Annotated in this window: 19 protein-coding genes; 11 read left to right on the forward strand and 8 right to left on the reverse strand. The window is 32.2% G+C overall.

What is annotated here, in order from left to right; genetic code table 11:
- Positions 1-3 precede the first annotated feature (3 nt).
- Both C8C83_RS22745 and C8C83_RS22750 read left to right on the forward strand, forming a co-directional pair.
- A complete protein-coding gene (locus C8C83_RS22745; protein WP_121330832.1) occupies positions 4-1,134 on the forward strand; it encodes an MBL fold metallo-hydrolase in 1,131 nt (376 codons plus the stop codon).
- 14 nt (positions 1,135-1,148) lie between these two features.
- The gene (locus C8C83_RS22750) at positions 1,149-1,940 is read left to right on the forward strand and encodes an AraC family transcriptional regulator (RefSeq protein ID WP_121330833.1); all 792 of its coding nucleotides are present in this window, start codon (positions 1,149-1,151) and stop codon (positions 1,938-1,940) included.
- 101 nt (positions 1,941-2,041) lie between these two features.
- Here the strand turns inward: C8C83_RS22750 and C8C83_RS22755 are convergent, their stop codons facing one another.
- The 5 genes from C8C83_RS22755 to C8C83_RS22775 all read right to left on the reverse strand — a co-directional run bounded on the left by C8C83_RS22755 (position 2,042) and on the right by C8C83_RS22775 (position 5,456).
- Entirely contained in the window at positions 2,042-3,013 is a 972-nt protein-coding gene (locus C8C83_RS22755) for a zinc-binding alcohol dehydrogenase family protein (RefSeq protein ID WP_121330834.1), read from the reverse strand.
- Between the two features lie 153 nt (positions 3,014-3,166).
- Positions 3,167-3,742 carry a Crp/Fnr family transcriptional regulator gene (locus tag C8C83_RS22760; protein ID WP_132011916.1) on the reverse strand — a complete coding sequence of 192 codons (576 nt, stop codon included), beginning with the start codon at positions 3,740-3,742 and terminating at the stop codon, positions 3,167-3,169.
- Between the two features lie 16 nt (positions 3,743-3,758).
- Positions 3,759-4,535 carry a hypothetical protein gene (locus tag C8C83_RS22765; protein WP_132011917.1) on the reverse strand — a complete coding sequence of 259 codons (777 nt, stop codon included), beginning with the start codon at positions 4,533-4,535 and terminating at the stop codon, positions 3,759-3,761.
- A 35-nt stretch (positions 4,536-4,570) separates the two neighbouring features.
- Complete coding sequence (locus C8C83_RS22770) at positions 4,571-5,038, reverse strand: hypothetical protein (RefSeq protein WP_121330836.1); 468 nt, start codon at positions 5,036-5,038, stop codon at positions 4,571-4,573.
- Positions 5,039-5,048: 10 nt separating this feature from the next.
- Positions 5,049-5,456, reverse strand: coding sequence for a glyoxalase (locus tag C8C83_RS22775; RefSeq protein WP_121330837.1), 408 nt, complete (start codon positions 5,454-5,456; stop codon positions 5,049-5,051).
- A 59-nt stretch (positions 5,457-5,515) separates the two neighbouring features.
- Between C8C83_RS22775 and C8C83_RS22780 the strand changes: the two genes are divergently transcribed.
- A complete protein-coding gene (locus C8C83_RS22780; protein WP_121330838.1) occupies positions 5,516-5,899 on the forward strand; it encodes a hotdog domain-containing protein in 384 nt (127 codons plus the stop codon).
- A gap of 88 nt (positions 5,900-5,987) precedes the next feature.
- Positions 5,988-6,416: a hypothetical protein gene (locus C8C83_RS22785; protein WP_121330839.1), complete on the forward strand. Its 429-nt coding sequence runs from the start codon at positions 5,988-5,990 to the stop codon at positions 6,414-6,416.
- A gap of 51 nt (positions 6,417-6,467) precedes the next feature.
- Here the strand turns inward: C8C83_RS22785 and C8C83_RS22790 are convergent, their stop codons facing one another.
- Together C8C83_RS22790 and C8C83_RS22795 are read right to left on the reverse strand one after the other, a co-directional pair.
- Positions 6,468-7,724 carry a mechanosensitive ion channel domain-containing protein gene (locus tag C8C83_RS22790; protein ID WP_121330840.1) on the reverse strand — a complete coding sequence of 419 codons (1,257 nt, stop codon included), beginning with the start codon at positions 7,722-7,724 and terminating at the stop codon, positions 6,468-6,470.
- Positions 7,717-8,004 carry a DUF3817 domain-containing protein gene (locus C8C83_RS22795; protein WP_132011918.1) on the reverse strand — a complete coding sequence of 96 codons (288 nt, stop codon included), beginning with the start codon at positions 8,002-8,004 and terminating at the stop codon, positions 7,717-7,719. The genes C8C83_RS22790 and C8C83_RS22795 overlap by 8 nt, the downstream gene beginning before the upstream one ends.
- 104 nt (positions 8,005-8,108) lie before the next feature.
- Between C8C83_RS22795 and C8C83_RS22800 the strand changes: the two genes are divergently transcribed.
- From C8C83_RS22800 to C8C83_RS22820, 5 genes are all read left to right on the forward strand, one after another.
- The gene (locus tag C8C83_RS22800; RefSeq protein WP_121330841.1) at positions 8,109-8,639 is read left to right on the forward strand and encodes a DUF6155 family protein; all 531 of its coding nucleotides are present in this window, start codon (positions 8,109-8,111) and stop codon (positions 8,637-8,639) included.
- Positions 8,640-8,750: 111 nt separating this feature from the next.
- Positions 8,751-10,292 (forward strand): DEAD/DEAH box helicase, encoded by a 1,542-nt coding sequence (locus C8C83_RS22805; protein ID WP_121330842.1) that lies wholly within the window; start codon positions 8,751-8,753, stop codon positions 10,290-10,292.
- Positions 10,293-10,647: 355 nt separating this feature from the next.
- Positions 10,648-11,982: a DEAD/DEAH box helicase gene (locus tag C8C83_RS22810; protein WP_121330843.1), complete on the forward strand. Its 1,335-nt coding sequence runs from the start codon at positions 10,648-10,650 to the stop codon at positions 11,980-11,982.
- A gap of 83 nt (positions 11,983-12,065) precedes the next feature.
- Positions 12,066-12,590 carry a GNAT family N-acetyltransferase gene (locus C8C83_RS22815; RefSeq protein ID WP_121330844.1) on the forward strand — a complete coding sequence of 175 codons (525 nt, stop codon included), beginning with the start codon at positions 12,066-12,068 and terminating at the stop codon, positions 12,588-12,590.
- Positions 12,591-12,712: 122 nt separating this feature from the next.
- Positions 12,713-13,984 carry an NAD(P)/FAD-dependent oxidoreductase gene (locus C8C83_RS22820; protein WP_121330845.1) on the forward strand — a complete coding sequence of 424 codons (1,272 nt, stop codon included), beginning with the start codon at positions 12,713-12,715 and terminating at the stop codon, positions 13,982-13,984.
- A gap of 227 nt (positions 13,985-14,211) precedes the next feature.
- Here the strand turns inward: C8C83_RS22820 and C8C83_RS22825 are convergent, their stop codons facing one another.
- Positions 14,212-15,441: a multidrug effflux MFS transporter gene (locus C8C83_RS22825; protein ID WP_121330846.1), complete on the reverse strand. Its 1,230-nt coding sequence runs from the start codon at positions 15,439-15,441 to the stop codon at positions 14,212-14,214.
- A 151-nt stretch (positions 15,442-15,592) separates the two neighbouring features.
- On the opposite strand from C8C83_RS22825, the gene C8C83_RS22830 reads away from it, so the two are divergent.
- Both C8C83_RS22830 and C8C83_RS22835 read left to right on the forward strand, forming a co-directional pair.
- Positions 15,593-16,012, forward strand: coding sequence for a hypothetical protein (locus C8C83_RS22830; protein WP_121330847.1), 420 nt, complete (start codon positions 15,593-15,595; stop codon positions 16,010-16,012).
- A gap of 97 nt (positions 16,013-16,109) precedes the next feature.
- Positions 16,110-16,490 carry a hypothetical protein gene (locus C8C83_RS22835; protein ID WP_121330848.1) on the forward strand — a complete coding sequence of 127 codons (381 nt, stop codon included), beginning with the start codon at positions 16,110-16,112 and terminating at the stop codon, positions 16,488-16,490.
- The last annotated feature ends 87 nt before the right edge of the window (positions 16,491-16,577 follow it).

A 16,577-nucleotide genomic window follows, 5' to 3' on the forward strand; every position in this document is an offset into this window, starting at 1 on the left:
TAAATGAAGAAATCCATCCAAAGATTTAAGAAAATTATGATCACTTTTTTTATTATTATATTTCTGCTTGCAACTATTACATTTTTGTATTTGCAACTGCCACAATTTGGCAAAAATCCCTCAGGAAAACGACTTGTTGAAATTGAAAAATCGGCTCATTTTAAAAATGACAGATTCAATAATTTAGTCGAAAGACCAACATTATCAGAAGGATATACGATGTTGGGAGAAATGTACAATGTCGTTTTTAAAGAATATCCAAGAAGAGAACCCAAAGATTCATTGCCATCTGTAAAAACAGATTTAAAAAATATTCCCCCTGATTCAAATGCACTGGTTTGGTTTGGACATTCGTCGGTTTTTATGCAGCTCGAAGGTAAAAAAATCCTGATTGATCCTGTTTTTAGTGGCAAAGCATCGCCATTGCCCTGGGGAGTTCGTGCCTACAATGGAAGCGATATTTATAGCGTTGCCGATATGCCTGAAATTGATTATTTATTCATTTCTCACGATCATTACGATCATTTAGATTATGAAACTATTATTGGATTAAAAGACAAAGTAAAACATGTTGTTTGCGGACTTGGAGTAGGAGCACATTTTGAACGTTGGGGCTATAAACCAGAGCAAATAATAGAGAAAGACTGGAATCAAAAAATCGAATTAGATCATAACTTTACTATTTTTACAGAATCATCTCATCATGAATCGGGTAGGGGATTTGTGCGTGGTAAAACCTTATGGATGTCTTATTTGATTCAAACTCCAAGCTTAAAAATTTACATTAGCGGAGACGGAGGTTTTGATGATCGATTTAAAAAAATAGGCGAGAAATTTGGACCAATTGACTGGGCGATTTTAGAATGTGGTCAATATGATAAAGCATGGCAATCTGTTCATAATTTACCAGAAGAAGTAGCGCAAGCAGCCGTTGATTTAGGTGCAAAAAACATGATTCCCGTTCATAATTCAAAATTCACTTTAGGAAAACACGCCTGGGATGAACCTTTGGAAAAAATTACACAATTGTCTCTAAATAAACCGTATCGATTAGTGACACCAATGATTGGTCAGGAAGTAGATTTAAACAATAATCAGCAGCAATTTAAGCGTTGGTGGGAAAATGTCAATTAATTTAATTGAGAATAATGAAAATTACAGAAATAAAATCATGTTATATCGGACCCGAGATTTCGCCTGAACAATTCATCGCTGAGCATTTCTTTTTGTATCTCGCAAAAGGCACTGTTCATGGTTATGATGGCAATAAAAATTATACGCTAAAATCAGGAGATTATTGCATTATATGCAAAAACTATCTCGCCAGATATAACAAAGAAAAAGAGAATGAAGAATTCGAAAAAGTAGTTGTAATTCTCGATGAACAATTTCTAAAAAAGATTAAAGACAGACATCAAATACAAGTTTCAAATTCTAAACCTACAGAAGCTTTTATAACTTTAGAAAAGAATGATTTAATTCCAAATTTCATTCAGTCGTTGTCACCTTATTACAATCAAACGGGCGATATAGACGATACATTTTCGGATATTAAGAGAGAAGAATTAGTCTTTATTCTACTAAAGCTAAAACCAGAACTGGCAACAATTTTCTTTGATTTTACTATTCCTGAGAAGATTAATCTGGAGAAATTCATGCTTCACAATTACAAATTCAACGTGACTCTGGAACGTTTTGCGTATTTAACCGGCAGAAGTCTATCTTCTTTTAAAAGGGATTTTGTAAAAATATTCAATACAACACCAAGCCATTGGCTAACGCAAAAACGATTGGAAGAAGCTTATTTTCTAATTGAGAAAAAAGACAAAAAACCTTCTGATATTTACCTTGATTTAGGTTTTGAGGATTTGTCGCATTTTTCGTTTGCTTTTAAAAAGTTATTTGGTTTTGCACCAAAAAAACTAATGGAACAGAAGTAATAAAATCAAATTTGAAATAGGTAAAAGTTCGCCACGAATTACACAAATTTTCCCGAATTTGATTTGTGCAAATTTGTGCAATTCGTGGCAAAAAAAATAACCTATATAATAACCACTAATCGTTGACCATCAAGGGCTTCTTTTGCCCACATTTCTTCTATATCAACTATTTTAACTTCCTGAATATTAACTTTTAGTTTGTTTTGAGCTGCTAAAAGAAACATTTCCGGAAGAATTTCTGAGAATAATAATTTCACTTCGGTTTTAGACCAACTTCCTAATCCGGAACCAGATAATTGCAAATCTACACTTCTCAAAATACCCGCTGACAATTGAATAGAATCTCCAGCCATTCCGCCAATATTTACATATCTTACTTTGTTTGTAAAAGAGCCATTTCCTTTTAGTGCTGTAAGAATCAGTTCAGCGGGATGTCCCCACAAATAATCCAGAATTATGTCTATTGGAGTAGTGGAGTGAATTTGTTTAAGTTGTGTGATAATAGCTTCATCATTTTGCTTAAGCGAAATAATCTCGTCAGCGCCTAATTCTAAAAGACTTTGAAGTGTTTTTTCGTTTCTTCCGGTTACGATTATTTTCTTTGCTCCATAATGTCTGGCAAGCTGAATTGCCATTTGCCCGGTAAAACCTGTAGCGCCATTAATTAAAACGGTTTCACCTTCTTTTATTCCGGCTCTAAATTTTAACGCCATTGCAGATCCTGCAACCGCATTGGGCAATGAAGCCGCAACGGCATCGCTAATTCCATCAGGCAAAGGAACCAATATGTTTTTATCAATAATCGCTTTTTCGGCAATTGTACCGTTAATTCCGCGAGCATAAACTCTGGTTCCGTTTTCAAGTAAACCAACGCCATCACTGCCAATTACAAAACCATTCTGATTTTGATTTTCTGACGAATAATGTTTACCGCTGGCTTTTCCTTTATCCAGATTTGTAATCGCTACGGCTTTTACCGAAATTAAAACTTGATTTTCGTTTTGCGGAATAGGTTCTGCAAAATCTACATATTTTGGCATTTCGCCTTTTGTATAAACTACTGCTGCTTTCATAATTATTAAATTTTATGATGCAAAGTTCGGTCGACAATTATGGACAGACGATAACATTTGTTATCAAATGGAATTTTAAACCATATAAGTTATATAAGAAATTATAAGCCAAACTTGAATGAACTTATATAACTTATATGGTTTAAAACCTTGCTATTTATTATGTAGTAATTTGCTTTTTATTCTGCTTAAATGAACCGTAGTGATTCCTAAATAAGACGCAATATAGTGTTGTGGAACTCGCTGAATGATTTGAGGCCTTTCTTCAAGTAGATTAAGATAACGCTGAGTAGGGGAGTCTTTTATAAACGAAACAAAGTATTTCATATAGTCGAATGTACGCTGAAAAAGCATATCAATAAATCGATCTCTAAGCGTTGGAATTTCTTTTATTTCTTCCAGAATTTTATCCAGATCATTTTTAGAAATCCACCAAAGAACAGACGCTTCAATAGTTTCGACAACGACTGGACTTGGCAATTTTTTCATAAAACTTTCGATTGAAGCCACGCTTTGATTTTCGAAAAAAAACTGAGTTGTCAAATCTTTTCCGTTATTATTAAACCAAACTCTGATGCAGCCTTTTTCGATAATAAAAAGTCTTTTTGAAATTTCGCCTTCTTCTAAAAGAACTGATTTAGCAGGAACTTCAAGACGCTTGAAATAGTTCGTGTATTCTATCCATTTTTCATCGGTTAATGGAAATTTATTTCGGAATTGGCTGAACATTTTTTTTATAATTAAGTTATTCCATTGTTACTGTGCGCCATTCTTTAACCATTTCTCCATTTCCTCGCATATCAGATATTTCTAGAAATTTAAATTTATTCTTTGAAATTTTCTTGTACAATTTGTCAAAATCTTTGAAGACTTCATACTTTCCATTATTATAAAAGAATCCAAATTGTTCTATAAACTTCCATTTATTATCTTTTAAGGTCCAAATTCTAAAAGATTTAAAATTGCTTGTACACGAAGAATAATATTCTGCTATTTCATTCCCGCCATCTTCATCTATATCGCCAATACTAAATATACTTTCCGGATGACAGCAATAAGATTCCGTCTGTATTCGCGGAATGTTATTGTCGGTAAAATAATAAGAATCACCCTCTTCACAGGAATTTAAATTTTGCAGCACAAAAACTGAATCCTCTTTTTTATCTCCATTCAGATCACCTAAGTTTTTAAATCCTTCATTATGAAACTCCAAAATAATCTTCTTGCTAAATCTAATTGGATAACATTTGTTTTTTTTATTGTCGTGCTGGTATTTAGAAATATCTAGTTTAAATTTTCCTCTTAAGATAGAATCATTAATGTATGAGATATCATTTGAAGTTATAGAATCTTCTGGAGTATTATTTTTTATACTTCTAACTTGTTCTTCAAATGACATGCTTTCCCAAACATTTCTTTTTTGAGTCTTATGGTTTTGTTTTATTTCTATTCCGGTTTCTTTTGAATCTTTTTTACAAGACAAAAAACTTAAAATTATGAGCAGAAGGACAAATTTCTTCATTAATTACATTAAACTTAATAGTTTTATATTCTTTATTACTCCGAATTATTTCCTGCTCTAATTGCCAAAATATGAAAGATTACCGGATTTAGAAACTCTAGATTTTCATCATTTATATTTAATGACATCTTCGGTTTAGAAACCCAAACTTTCTGCTTTAATTGAGCAATTTTAACTTCTTTCAAATAATAAGAAAAATTTCCCTGAAGCGAAATAAAATAATCTTCTTTAGTATATAATCTTTTATCGCAACCAAAGATTATTCTTGTCTCTGTTATTTCAGATATATTCTCTATAAGTAATTCACTATGGAATAAAATCTTATAAGAATTATTTAAAAAACTTATTTTATACTTCACTTCTAAAAGTAAAGTATCATTCTGATCATAAATTGATATAATTCTGTTATTCCAGTTGAATTTTACATTAGAATAAAATAAAAGCTCATCATTTTTATAAACATATAAACTTTGCTTTTTATCTTGAACAATTTCTATCTCCATTAAACAAAAACTAATTCGAATTCGATTCTAATTCAAACAATTGAACCTGACTTTTCAATCGTTCAATTAATAAATTCATCATTCTTTTGTTTAAGCTTGAAGAGTTTAGAATATAATTTTCATATTCTTCAATTGTAAAAAGCGCCATGACAATTCCTTTAAGGGAATTTCTGAACTTAATGTCTTTTTGTATGGAATTTTCGATAACCTGAAGTTTCTTTTCTACAGTATAAGAATAGAAATCGGCCTTGTTTTTATTTACATAATTAATAAAAACGGCAATAAACAAATCATTTTGAAGTTTTAAAATTGGTCTAATCGTCTGATTTTGAAACAACTCATCTGGTGAAGATTGAGCGCTTACAGTTCCTAAAGTTTCTCCTCTGAATTCTCTTAAAAAAGCATCTCTATCTTCCATGTTTTTTCTTTAAATTTAGAAAAAATTCCAATACAAAAACTTTTATTTAAACTAAAATTATGCGATTTCATACCAGAAAATGGGTTAAACCCGAAGATTTAAATCCAAACGGAACTTTATTTGGCGGAAAATTATTAGCGTGGATTGACGAAGAACTGGCACTGTACACGATTATTCAATTAGAAAACACCAGAATAGTTACCAAATACATGTCTGAAATTAATTTTAAGAGTTCTGCCAGACAAGGAGATATTGTCGAAATTGGAATTGATGTTGTAAAATTCGGGAATACTTCTTTGGTTTTAACTTGTGCCGTTCGAAATATGATGACTCGCGAAATCATTATTACAATCGATCAAACGACAATGGTAAATCTTGACGAAAACGGAAAACCAAAAGCGCACGGAAAAACCCAAATCGAATTCGTAAAAGATCGTTTATAATTTATTCACCATATAAGTCATTTAAGTTAATTTAAGCTAAACTTATAATTCCTTACATAACTTAAATGGTTAAAAATCCTTCTCACAAATGACTAAAAAAATCATACTGGTTTCTTTATCGATTATATTTCTGATTTCCTGCAATAATAAGGAAGATAAAAGTCAATATAATCAGGTTATGTATCGTGCTGTACATAATAAAGACACAGCCATTTTGAACCTAAACATAAACGACAAACGCTTTTACGGACGTTATGAAATTTCGTATTATAAAATTGGGAAAGATTCCGGCGATGTAAGGGGAGATATAAAAGGTGATACGTTACGAGGCGATTATCATTATATCTCGAATGGAGGAAGCTGGAAAAGGACTCCAATTGCGATTTTGAAAAAAGAAAACAAACTTTTTCTGGGAAAAGGAGTAATTGGAACTTATTTTAATCTTCCGCTTTTTATGCCGGACCAGCCTATAGAATATAATAAAGCTGAGTTTGTTTTTGAGGAAGTTAAAAAATAGTTTTCAGTCTCAGTTTTCATTTAAACCGAGACTGAAAACTGAGACCGAAAACTATTCAAAATGCCCAATTTTAGATGGTAATTCGAATATTTCAAGATCGAAATATTCTACAGAAGCCATTACGTGATCAAAAATATCGGCCATGATATATTCGTAGTTTGCCCAACGTTTATCGCTCGAAAAAGCATAGATCTCTAACGGAACTCCGTGCGCAGTCGATTGCAACTGACGACACATCATATGCATTTCTTTATTCAATCCCGGATGTGTGATTAAATATTGCATGATATATTTTCTAAACAATCCCAGATTAGTCATATTTCGGCCATTAAGCGCCAAAGTTTTGTCTACGCCACGAATATCATTGTATTTTATAATTTCGGATTGTCGTGTTTCGATGTAATTACTTAGAAGCTGCACTTTTTTCATCTGTTCGAGATCTTCATCCGTTAAGAAACGAATACTGCTGCTTTTGATCAAAACGTGTCTTTTAATACGTCTTCCGGCAGATTTTTGCATTCCGCGCCAGTTCTGGAACGAATCTGAACTCAAAGCATAAGTTGGAATTGTAGTAATTGTGTTGTCAAAATTTCGAACTTTAACCGTTGTCAGGTTAATTTCGATTACGTCACCATCAGCGCCAAATTTATCCATCGTAATCCAGTCACCAATACGAACCATATCGTTGATCGCAACCTGAACGCTGGATACAAATCCTAAAATAGTATCTCTGAATATCAAGATAATAATTGCCGAAAGTGTTCCTAAAATCGTCAATAATTCGCCTTGTTTAATTCCAAATAAAGTCGAAATAATCATGGCAACACCAAAAATCCAAAGCACGATCATAATAACCTGAACGAAACTATCAATAGGTTTATCGCTGTATTCCGGTTTTTGTTTTAGATAATCACGTAAGGCATTAAAAATCGTTCTAATAATCCATAAACTGATCAGAACGATATATATACCAACGATTTTTCCAAAAAGGGTTTCCCAATACTCATATTTGTCAAGAATAATTGGAACGGCTTTATAAATAAAGAAAAACGGAATTAAATACGCCGTGTATTTTGTGGTTTTATTATGAATTAAATAGTCGTCAAATTTTGTTTTGGTCTTTTGCGCAAAGACTGCTGTAAGCGTTACCAAAACAAATTTTGCCATATAATAAATGGCATACGCCAACACGACCATAATGGCAATATTAAAGACAAGGCTGACATAAGACGCAAAATTGCGGCTCATTCCCCAGTCTCTAAAAAGAGGGTATAAAAAGTTGAATATTTTATTCAAAAGATTAGGCATTATTTTCTAAATATTTTTTCTCGATATAAAAAGTTCCAAAAGGAATAAGAGAAGCTATTTGAATAATTCCGAAAGTTTTTAAATCCCAGTTTTGTGGTTTTTTAAGTAAAAATGCCAAAACTACATATCCTATAAATAATACACCATGTGTCATTCCTAACGGACGTAATAAGGTATGATAAAGTTCAGGATTGTTGGTTTTAATGAAAAGCATATTGGTAAATAACACTAAATAAGAGATTCCCTCTAAAATTGCAGTAACTTTGAAAATCTTGAGCATGTATATAATATTTTGAGTTTATTGAAGCAAAATTAAGTATTATGGTTGGTTTTTGCGACATGAATCAGGAAAGTAATTTATTTTTGTATTCTTAAACTTTGATAATGAGTAAACGCGATTTAAAAAAATATTTGACCGAATTGAGCAAAGAACAACTCGAAGAACAAATAATTGAGTTGTACGAAAAGTTTAGTCCTGTAAAAGTCTATTACGACTTTGTTTTCAATCCAAAAGAAGACAAATTGCTGCAGGAATGTAAAGTCAGAATATCACAGGAATACTTTCCTATTAAAAAGCCCACTTCAAAACGACGTCCAAAAGCAAAAATGCGTCGTTCTGTCGCGCAGAAATACATCAAACATTTTATTTTATTAGGCGTTGATCCTTTTGTAATTGCCGATATTATGCTTTACAACATCGAAATTGCGCAAACTTTTTCGTCGCAAAATTTCGTAAAGCAGGAATTATTCTACAAAAGTATGTTTAACTCATTTGAACAAGCAGTAAATTTTTCAATTTCAAACGGAATTTTATCTGATTTTAGGGAAAGAATTATCGCAATCGAACAAGAGACAATTCAACAAAAATGGAAAAATAAGTACGATTTTGAAGCAATTTTAGACAAAATCGACTAAAAAAAGCACTTCTCATAAAAAATCTTATTTAAAAAAAACATTTATTTTAAGTTAAAATAAGATGAATAACTGTTTTTTCGGTGTATTTTTGCAAAAATCCAAAAATAAACAATGTCTCAAAACACTTTAGAAATAGAAAGAGAAGAGAAAAAAGAACTTTATGCATACCAAAAAGGCGATATCGATGCCATTTTTGAACGTTTAGATAATGCTCCTTCGAAACATCACTTATTGTACCAATTGCCTACAGGTGGCGGAAAAACAGTAATTTTTTCCGAAATCGTGCGCCGTTATTTGGCTAATAATGATAAAAAAGTGGTTGTTCTAACGCACCGTATCGAACTTTGTAAACAAACCTCAAAAATGTTAAAAGGGTTTGGCGTTTCTAATAAAATTATCAATAGTAAAGTAAAAGAATTACCGGATCAGAACGATTTCTCTTGTTTTGTGGCGATGGTAGAAACTTTGAAAAACCGTATCAATGACGAGAAATTACATCTTGACAACATTGGTTTAGTTATTATTGATGAGGCACATTACAATTCATTCAGAAAATTATTAAACTCATTCAAAAACGCTTTTATTCTTGGAGTAACAGCAACACCATTGAGTTCGAATATAAAATTACCAATGCACCAGAGTTACGATGAACTTATTGTGGGAGACACTATTAGTTCATTGATCGACAAAGGTTTCCTTGCACGTGCTACAACTTATAGTTATGATGTGGGATTGACATCACTAAAAGTAGGTATCAACGGAGATTATACCGTAAAATCATCAGATGATTTGTATACCAATACGATCATGCAGGAAAAACTTTTGCATGCCTATACAGAACGTTCGTTAGGTAAGAAAACATTGATTTTCAACAACGGTATTCATACTTCATTATATGTATATGAAACGTTTAGAGAAGCCGGTTACGACATCAGACACCTTGACAATACAAGTAGTTCTGAAGAACGTAAAGACATTTTGCAATGGTTCAAAAAGACTCCGGATGCAATTTTGACATCTGTAGGAATCTTAACAACTGGTTTTGACGAACCTACAGTTGAAACAATTATCCTGAACAGAGCAACAAAATCATTAACTTTATACTACCAAATGATTGGTCGTGGATCTCGTAAATTACCTGGTAAAGACGAGTTTACAGTAATCGATTTAGGAAATAATGCAGCACGTTTTGGTCTTTGGAGCGAGCCTGTAAACTGGCAGCACATTTTTAAATCACCAGAGTTTTATTTGGAGAACTTACGTGATGATACCGAAATTGAGTTGTATTTCAAATACAGCATGCCACCTGAATTAAGAGCAAAATTCGCTAAAACTGCCGATGTGACTTTTGATGTTGATGAAGAACACAAACTAATCATCAAGCAAAATTTACGTTCTAAAGTTGTATTAGACAAATCATTAGAGCAACACGCAGCAATGTGTGTCGACAATACAGAAACATTACAAGAAGCAAAATCACTAGGAAAAGAGCTTGACGACGATATCGAATGCCGTATCAAACGTTATGCAAAATGTTTGAGCCAATGTAGTAAAAACTACCGCGAATGGCTGGTTGACGATTACAAACTAAAACTAGTTTTGTTAATTGGTAAAAAGTATCGTGAAAAAATCATGAACGAACCGGACGAATAGGAAAGATTTGTTTCAAGTTTTGTTGTTTCAGGTTTCAAGTTGTCACGCTGAGCGAAGTCGAAGCGTTTCAATTAAAAGATTACATAATCTTTGTCAAAGTTTAAAACTTTGACAAAGATATTTCAGTTGGAATTAAGAAATAATATTTATAAAGTTATATCATTTCAAAGAAGGAGAAATCACACTAGTATTACACAAAGTTTGTCAAATATTGGTTGTGATTTCTCCTTCTTTGAAATGACAAAAAAATAAAAGAACCAAAGGTTCTAAAAAAAATCATTTTAATCTGAGTAATCTGTGGCAGAAATCAGATCTCTAAATCATCCCGATAGCTATCGGGACTAAAATACAAAGTATGTCTAAACAATTCTCATCATTAGGAATTTCAGCACCAATTTTAAAAGCTTTAAGCGAATTGAATATTGTTGAACCAACAGAAATTCAGCAAAAAACAATTCCGTTACTTTTATCTGAAAGTCATGATGTTGTAGGTTTAGCAAAAACCGGAACCGGTAAAACAGCCGCTTTCGGATTGCCTTTATTGCAATTAATCAATACAGAATCTTCTGTTGTTCAAGCCGTTATTTTGGTTCCAACCAGAGAACTTGGACAACAAATATTCAGAAATTTAGAGGATTTTGGAAAACACATTCCAAATATCTCTATAGCTTCAACTTGTGGTGGAATCCCCATTAAGCCACAAATTGAACGTCTTGCACAACCAACACATATTGTTGTAGCAACACCTGGACGTTTAATCGATTTGATTCAGCGTAAAGCAATTGACTTAAAACAAGCTGAATATTTAGTTTTGGACGAGGCCGATGAAATGGTTTCAATTCTAAAAGAAAGCTTAGACGAAATCGTAGCTGAACTTCCTAAAAAACACCGCACTTTATTGTTCTCTGCAACTTTACCGGGAACAATCAAACAATTGATTCAGAATTACTTAAACAAAAATGTAGTTCAGGTTAGCGCTAACATGGAAACTATTGGTAACCAAGGAATTGATCACGAATATATTGTTGTAGATCCAATCGAGAAATTGGATGTTTTAATGCATTTTCTAAATTCAAAAGATGGCGAACGCGGAATCATTTTCTGTAAAACTAAAGCTGCAGTAAATAAATTAGCTAAAAATCTGGCTATAAATCGCTTTTCTTCCGGAGCGCTTCACGGAAGTTTATCACAAGGAATCAGAGACCGAATCATGGAACAATTTCGTGAAGGACATATTAATATTCTGGTTGCTACAGATTTAGCCGCGAGAGGAATCGACGTAAAAGAGATTTCATATGTGGTAAATTATCATTTGCCTGATACTTATGAAAACTACGTTCACAGAAGTGGAAGAACTGCAAGAGCAGGAGCAAAGGGACTTTCTTTAACTGTTTTGCAAGAGGAAGAAGTTGTTGAAATTCCGGAATTCGAAAAAGAATTAGGAATTAAATTTACTAAATTCCAGAAACCTTCTGTTGCAAGTTTAGAAGAAAATAATACGCTTTTATGGGCGAAACAAATCTTCAAAACAAAACCAAATCACGATATTTCAACAGATTTAAAAACAAAGGTAAAAACTGTTTTTCACCATCTTACTAAAGATGAATTAATTGAAAAATTGATGGCAAATTATGTTTTACAAAACAAAGTTGAAGTAGCCGAAAAACCTGTTAAAAAATTCAAAAAGTAACATTCTGAATTATTAATTTTCGTAGTTTCTGTTGTATTTTTATAGGGTATTCTAAACCTTAAAAAAACAACAGAAAGTTACCTATGGAAACTATTGAAATAAAAAGAATAACAATACAGGAAATTGATCAATTGAAAGAAATTGGCCGAAAAACTTTTCAGGAAACATTTTCAGAATCAAATGATGATGAAAATATGACAAAGTATCTTGACGAAAAATTCTCCAACGACAAATTAACCGAAGAACTTAACAATAAAGATTCTGAATTTTATTTTGCTACGCTTGAGAATAATGTTATTGGTTATTTAAAAGTAAATTTTGGCGAATCTCAAACCGAGTTACAAGATGATAAGGCATTGGAAATAGAGAGAATCTACGTTTCGAAAGATTTCCATGGTAAAAAAGTCGGACAATTGCTTTACGAAAAAGCGATTCAAATAGCCCAAAACAAAAATGTTGACTACGTTTGGTTAGGTGTCTGGGAAGAAAATCATCGAGCTTTAAGTTTTTATAAAAAGAATGGTTTTGTTGAATTTGACAAACACATTTTTAGACTTGGAAATGATGAACAGACCGATATTATGATGAAAATCAAACTAATAAATTAATTTTTCTAAGTATCAAAAGAAAATCTTAAATGGATTTTTTATTTGAAATTATAATGTTAAATTTATAGAACTGCAAAGTAAAAATAGTTTTACTCATAAATCCTACTTAATAAACAACATATATGAAAATAGTCATCATAGGAGGTGGTTTTGCAGGAATCAATCTCGCAAAAGAGCTTGTAAACCATCCTCAAATACAAGTAACGCTTGTAGACAAAAACAATTACAATTTTTTCCCACCATTAATATATCAGGTTGCAACCGCATTTTTAGAACCCTCAAGCATTAGTTATCCCTTTAGAAAATTCTTTGCCGGCAAAAAAAATCTACAATTTCGTTTAGGCGAATTACTTTCTGTAGTTCCTGCTGAGAATAAAATAATCCTCAGCAATGGAGAATTAACCTACGATTACTTGGTTTTTGCTACGGGAGCCGAAACAAGCTATTTTGGTATGGAAAACGTAATGAAAAACGCCATTCCGATGAAAACCTTAAATGATGCCATTGAAATGCGTAATGCATTGCTAAAAAACCTTGAAAAAGCTGCTATTACAAAAGATATGCGCAAACGCCGTAAACTATTGACGATCGTAGTTGCCGGAGGTGGACCAACAGGAGTAGAAGTTTCAGGAATGTTTGCCGAAATGCGAAAAAACATTCTATTGAAAGAATATCCAGAATTAGAAACTTCAGCCAGTAATGTTTATTTGGTCGATGGGGGAGACGCACTACTCTCTCCTATGAGTGAAGCTTCTCAAAAAGATACTCTGGAAGCATTAACAAAATTGGGAGTTGTAGTTAAGCTACATACCAGGGTAACTGATTATGTTGATGATACAGTATTTTTTGCAAACGGAGAAACGATCAAAACTAAAAATTTAATTTGGGCAGCTGGAGTTTCTGCCAAACTTTTTGACGGAATTCCACAAGAAAGTTATGGTCGCGGACGACGCATGGCAACAGATCAATATAATAAAGTAAATGGTTTTGAAAACATTTATGCAATTGGCGATACCGCAATTTTAGCCGGAGATAAAAATTTCCCGGACGGACATCCGCAAGTTGCTCAGGTCGCAATTCAACAAGGATTAAATTTAGCCAAAAACTTTAAAGCTTTAGCTCAAAACAAACCTCTTAAACCATTTGCATACAATGACAAAGGATCTATGGCAATTATTGGAAAAAATAAAGCCGTAGTTGATTTACCAAGTCCAAAATGGCATTTTAAAGGTTTCTTTGCGTGGGTTATTTGGTTATTCATTCACTTAATTTCTTTAATAACATACAGAAACAGATTAAATACTTTCTGGAATTGGATGGTTGCTTATTTTGCAAGAGATCAATCTCTGAGAATGATTATCAGACCAGAGAAAAGATCTTTAGAAGATAAATAAAATTTAAATCTTTGTAAATACCAGATTCCAATTGTATTGTGAATTTTATAAAAAAGCCAAAATCTAGTAAGATTTTGGCTTTTTTTATATCCAGTTTGTCATTTCGACGAAGGAGAAATCACACTAGAAATTCCATCTCTAAAGTCGCCAATCTTTGTCGAATTCCGCGTGTGATTTCTCCTCCGTCGAAATGACAAGATTGTGTGAAAATTTTTAATTTACTTTTTCTAATGCCCAACTACAACATCGTCAGTTTCAGAAATTTCTACTTTTTCTTTAATAAAACGTTTACCAATATTCAAAACTATAAAAGCTATAACTGTAGTAACTGTCATGATTAAAATCATCGGCACTACAGAATCTTTTACAAAAATCCCCACTGCAAACGAAGCCAATGCTCCTAAACCTAGTTGAATAGCTCCCATCAAAGCTGAAGCACTTCCTGCATTTTTAGCAAATGGAGCCATCGTAAGTCCGGCTGTATTTGGGTTTGAAATTCCCAAACAACCCAGGAATAAAAACAACATTGCGATAGTTTGATACAATCCCAACAAATTATTAAATGCTAATATTAAGAACACAATTGTAATAAAAGATTGTAAAATTAATGCGGCGAAAATCATTTGTTCACTTGAAAATTTCTTTAGTAAAATTGAATTTAACTGACTTGAACCTATAAAACTTACAGACATAAAGGCAAAAATCCATCCGTAAGTTTTAGCATCAACATGATAAATATCCATAAAAATGATCGGAGAGGCCGCTACGTATGTAAATAAGCCCGAAAAAGCAATTGAACCTGTAAATGCGTAAGTATAAAATTGCGGTTCTTTAAGTACTTTTAAAAAGTTAAGAATAATAGGTTTTGGTTTTAAAGAAATAGATGTATCCGGTTTATAACTATTTGGCAAACCAATTTGAGATGCGATTAAAATTGCGATTCCCATAAACATTAAGATCAAAAATACCGTATGCCAGCCATAATCTTCAGTTACATATCCACCAATTGTTGGTGCTAACATTGGCGAAAGCCCCAAAACAAGCATTAAAAGCGAAAATACTTTTGGAATATCCTTTACCGGAAATAAATCCCGAACCATTGCTACAGAAGCGACTGTTGCAGCACAACTACCAATTGCCTGAATGAAACGTAAAAAGATAAAACTATCAATATCTGCAATATAAACACAACCTAATGAGGCTAATATATAAACCATTAATCCAATAAAAAGAGGTTTTTTGCGTCCAAAACGATCTAATAAAGGTCCATAAAGCAATTGTCCAGCCGAAATTCCGATAAAATAACTGGATAAACTCATAGAAACTTTGGCAACAGTAGTATGTAAATCTTTGGCAATACCAGAGAATCCGGGTAAATACATATCAATTGAAAAAGGACCAAGTGCGGTTAAAGAACCTAAAATAAGGATTAGCTGAATGTATTTTTTTGTTGTCATTTTCTTAAAAAAGTGCTTATAATTTTTTACAAAGGTAAAGATTTCATACCTTGTAGTATAATCAAAAACTTTTTTAGTCAAAGTTTGATTTTATTACGCATTAGTTAGATTACTAAAAATCATTTAAACACTAATCTTAAATCTAAAAATTATGAAAAATTACATTTTACTATTCACACTTATTTTTACAACAATTTCATTCGCACAAACAATCGTATCTAAAAAAGAAGATGCAAATCCGGAGCAGTATGCGTTATTGCAAAAAGTTAATCAATATTATCCCGACATTACATTAAACAAAACGGTTACAAACTTTTATGCTGATGGTAATATTATTGATACACATCAGGAATTTGATTTAGCAACTTCAAAATTTTCAACTTACAAAATTGGACTTGAGCCGGATAATAAAAAATTATTATTCGAATATTCGTCTGATGAAACCGGAAAAGTTTACGGAGACGTTACAATTTTTAAAGGAAATGCTTTGAGAACAACTTTTTCAGAAAAAAACAATGAAATAAACGTTTCTTTAAATGGAAAATCAGTTTATACAAAAAAACTAAAATAAAACAATAAAAGTTACAGTTATAGAAAAAGCATACGCCACAACAGCGTGTGCTTTTTTTAATTTATATTTGACGCATATTTATTAGAAAATTTATTTAATGAAAAAGTTTATTCTATTATTGACATTGATTTCATTTACAGCGTATTCTCAAAATCGTTTTACAGGAACCTGGAGCACTGAAAATTGCAAGGATTGCAGCAAAAAATATATTTTAAAAATAAATATAGCACAATCTGTGAGTCAAATATATGGAACCGCCGAAATTGTAAGCGACGACAAAGAGCTAAATTCGGGAATTATGGAAATTACCGGATATGTTTATGTTTTAGGCGACAGAGCTCAGATTAGGATTAAAAGCAAAGATGGTTTATCAGCAAGTGCAGTTCTTGTTGCAAATGATGGCGCAATGCAATTCAATAAAAGAGGCGGATCTGATTTAATCCCAAAAGAAACGATTCTGACTAAGTTATACGATTAATAAGCGCTTTTAAAAGCGTATACATTTTGAACTATAATTTATATTATGTAAAATAGAATGTTTTAGAATTTGCCCTTGTTCAGTTTC

Source organism: Flavobacterium sp. 90, assembly GCF_004339525.1.
Classification (GTDB): domain Bacteria; phylum Bacteroidota; class Bacteroidia; order Flavobacteriales; family Flavobacteriaceae; genus Flavobacterium.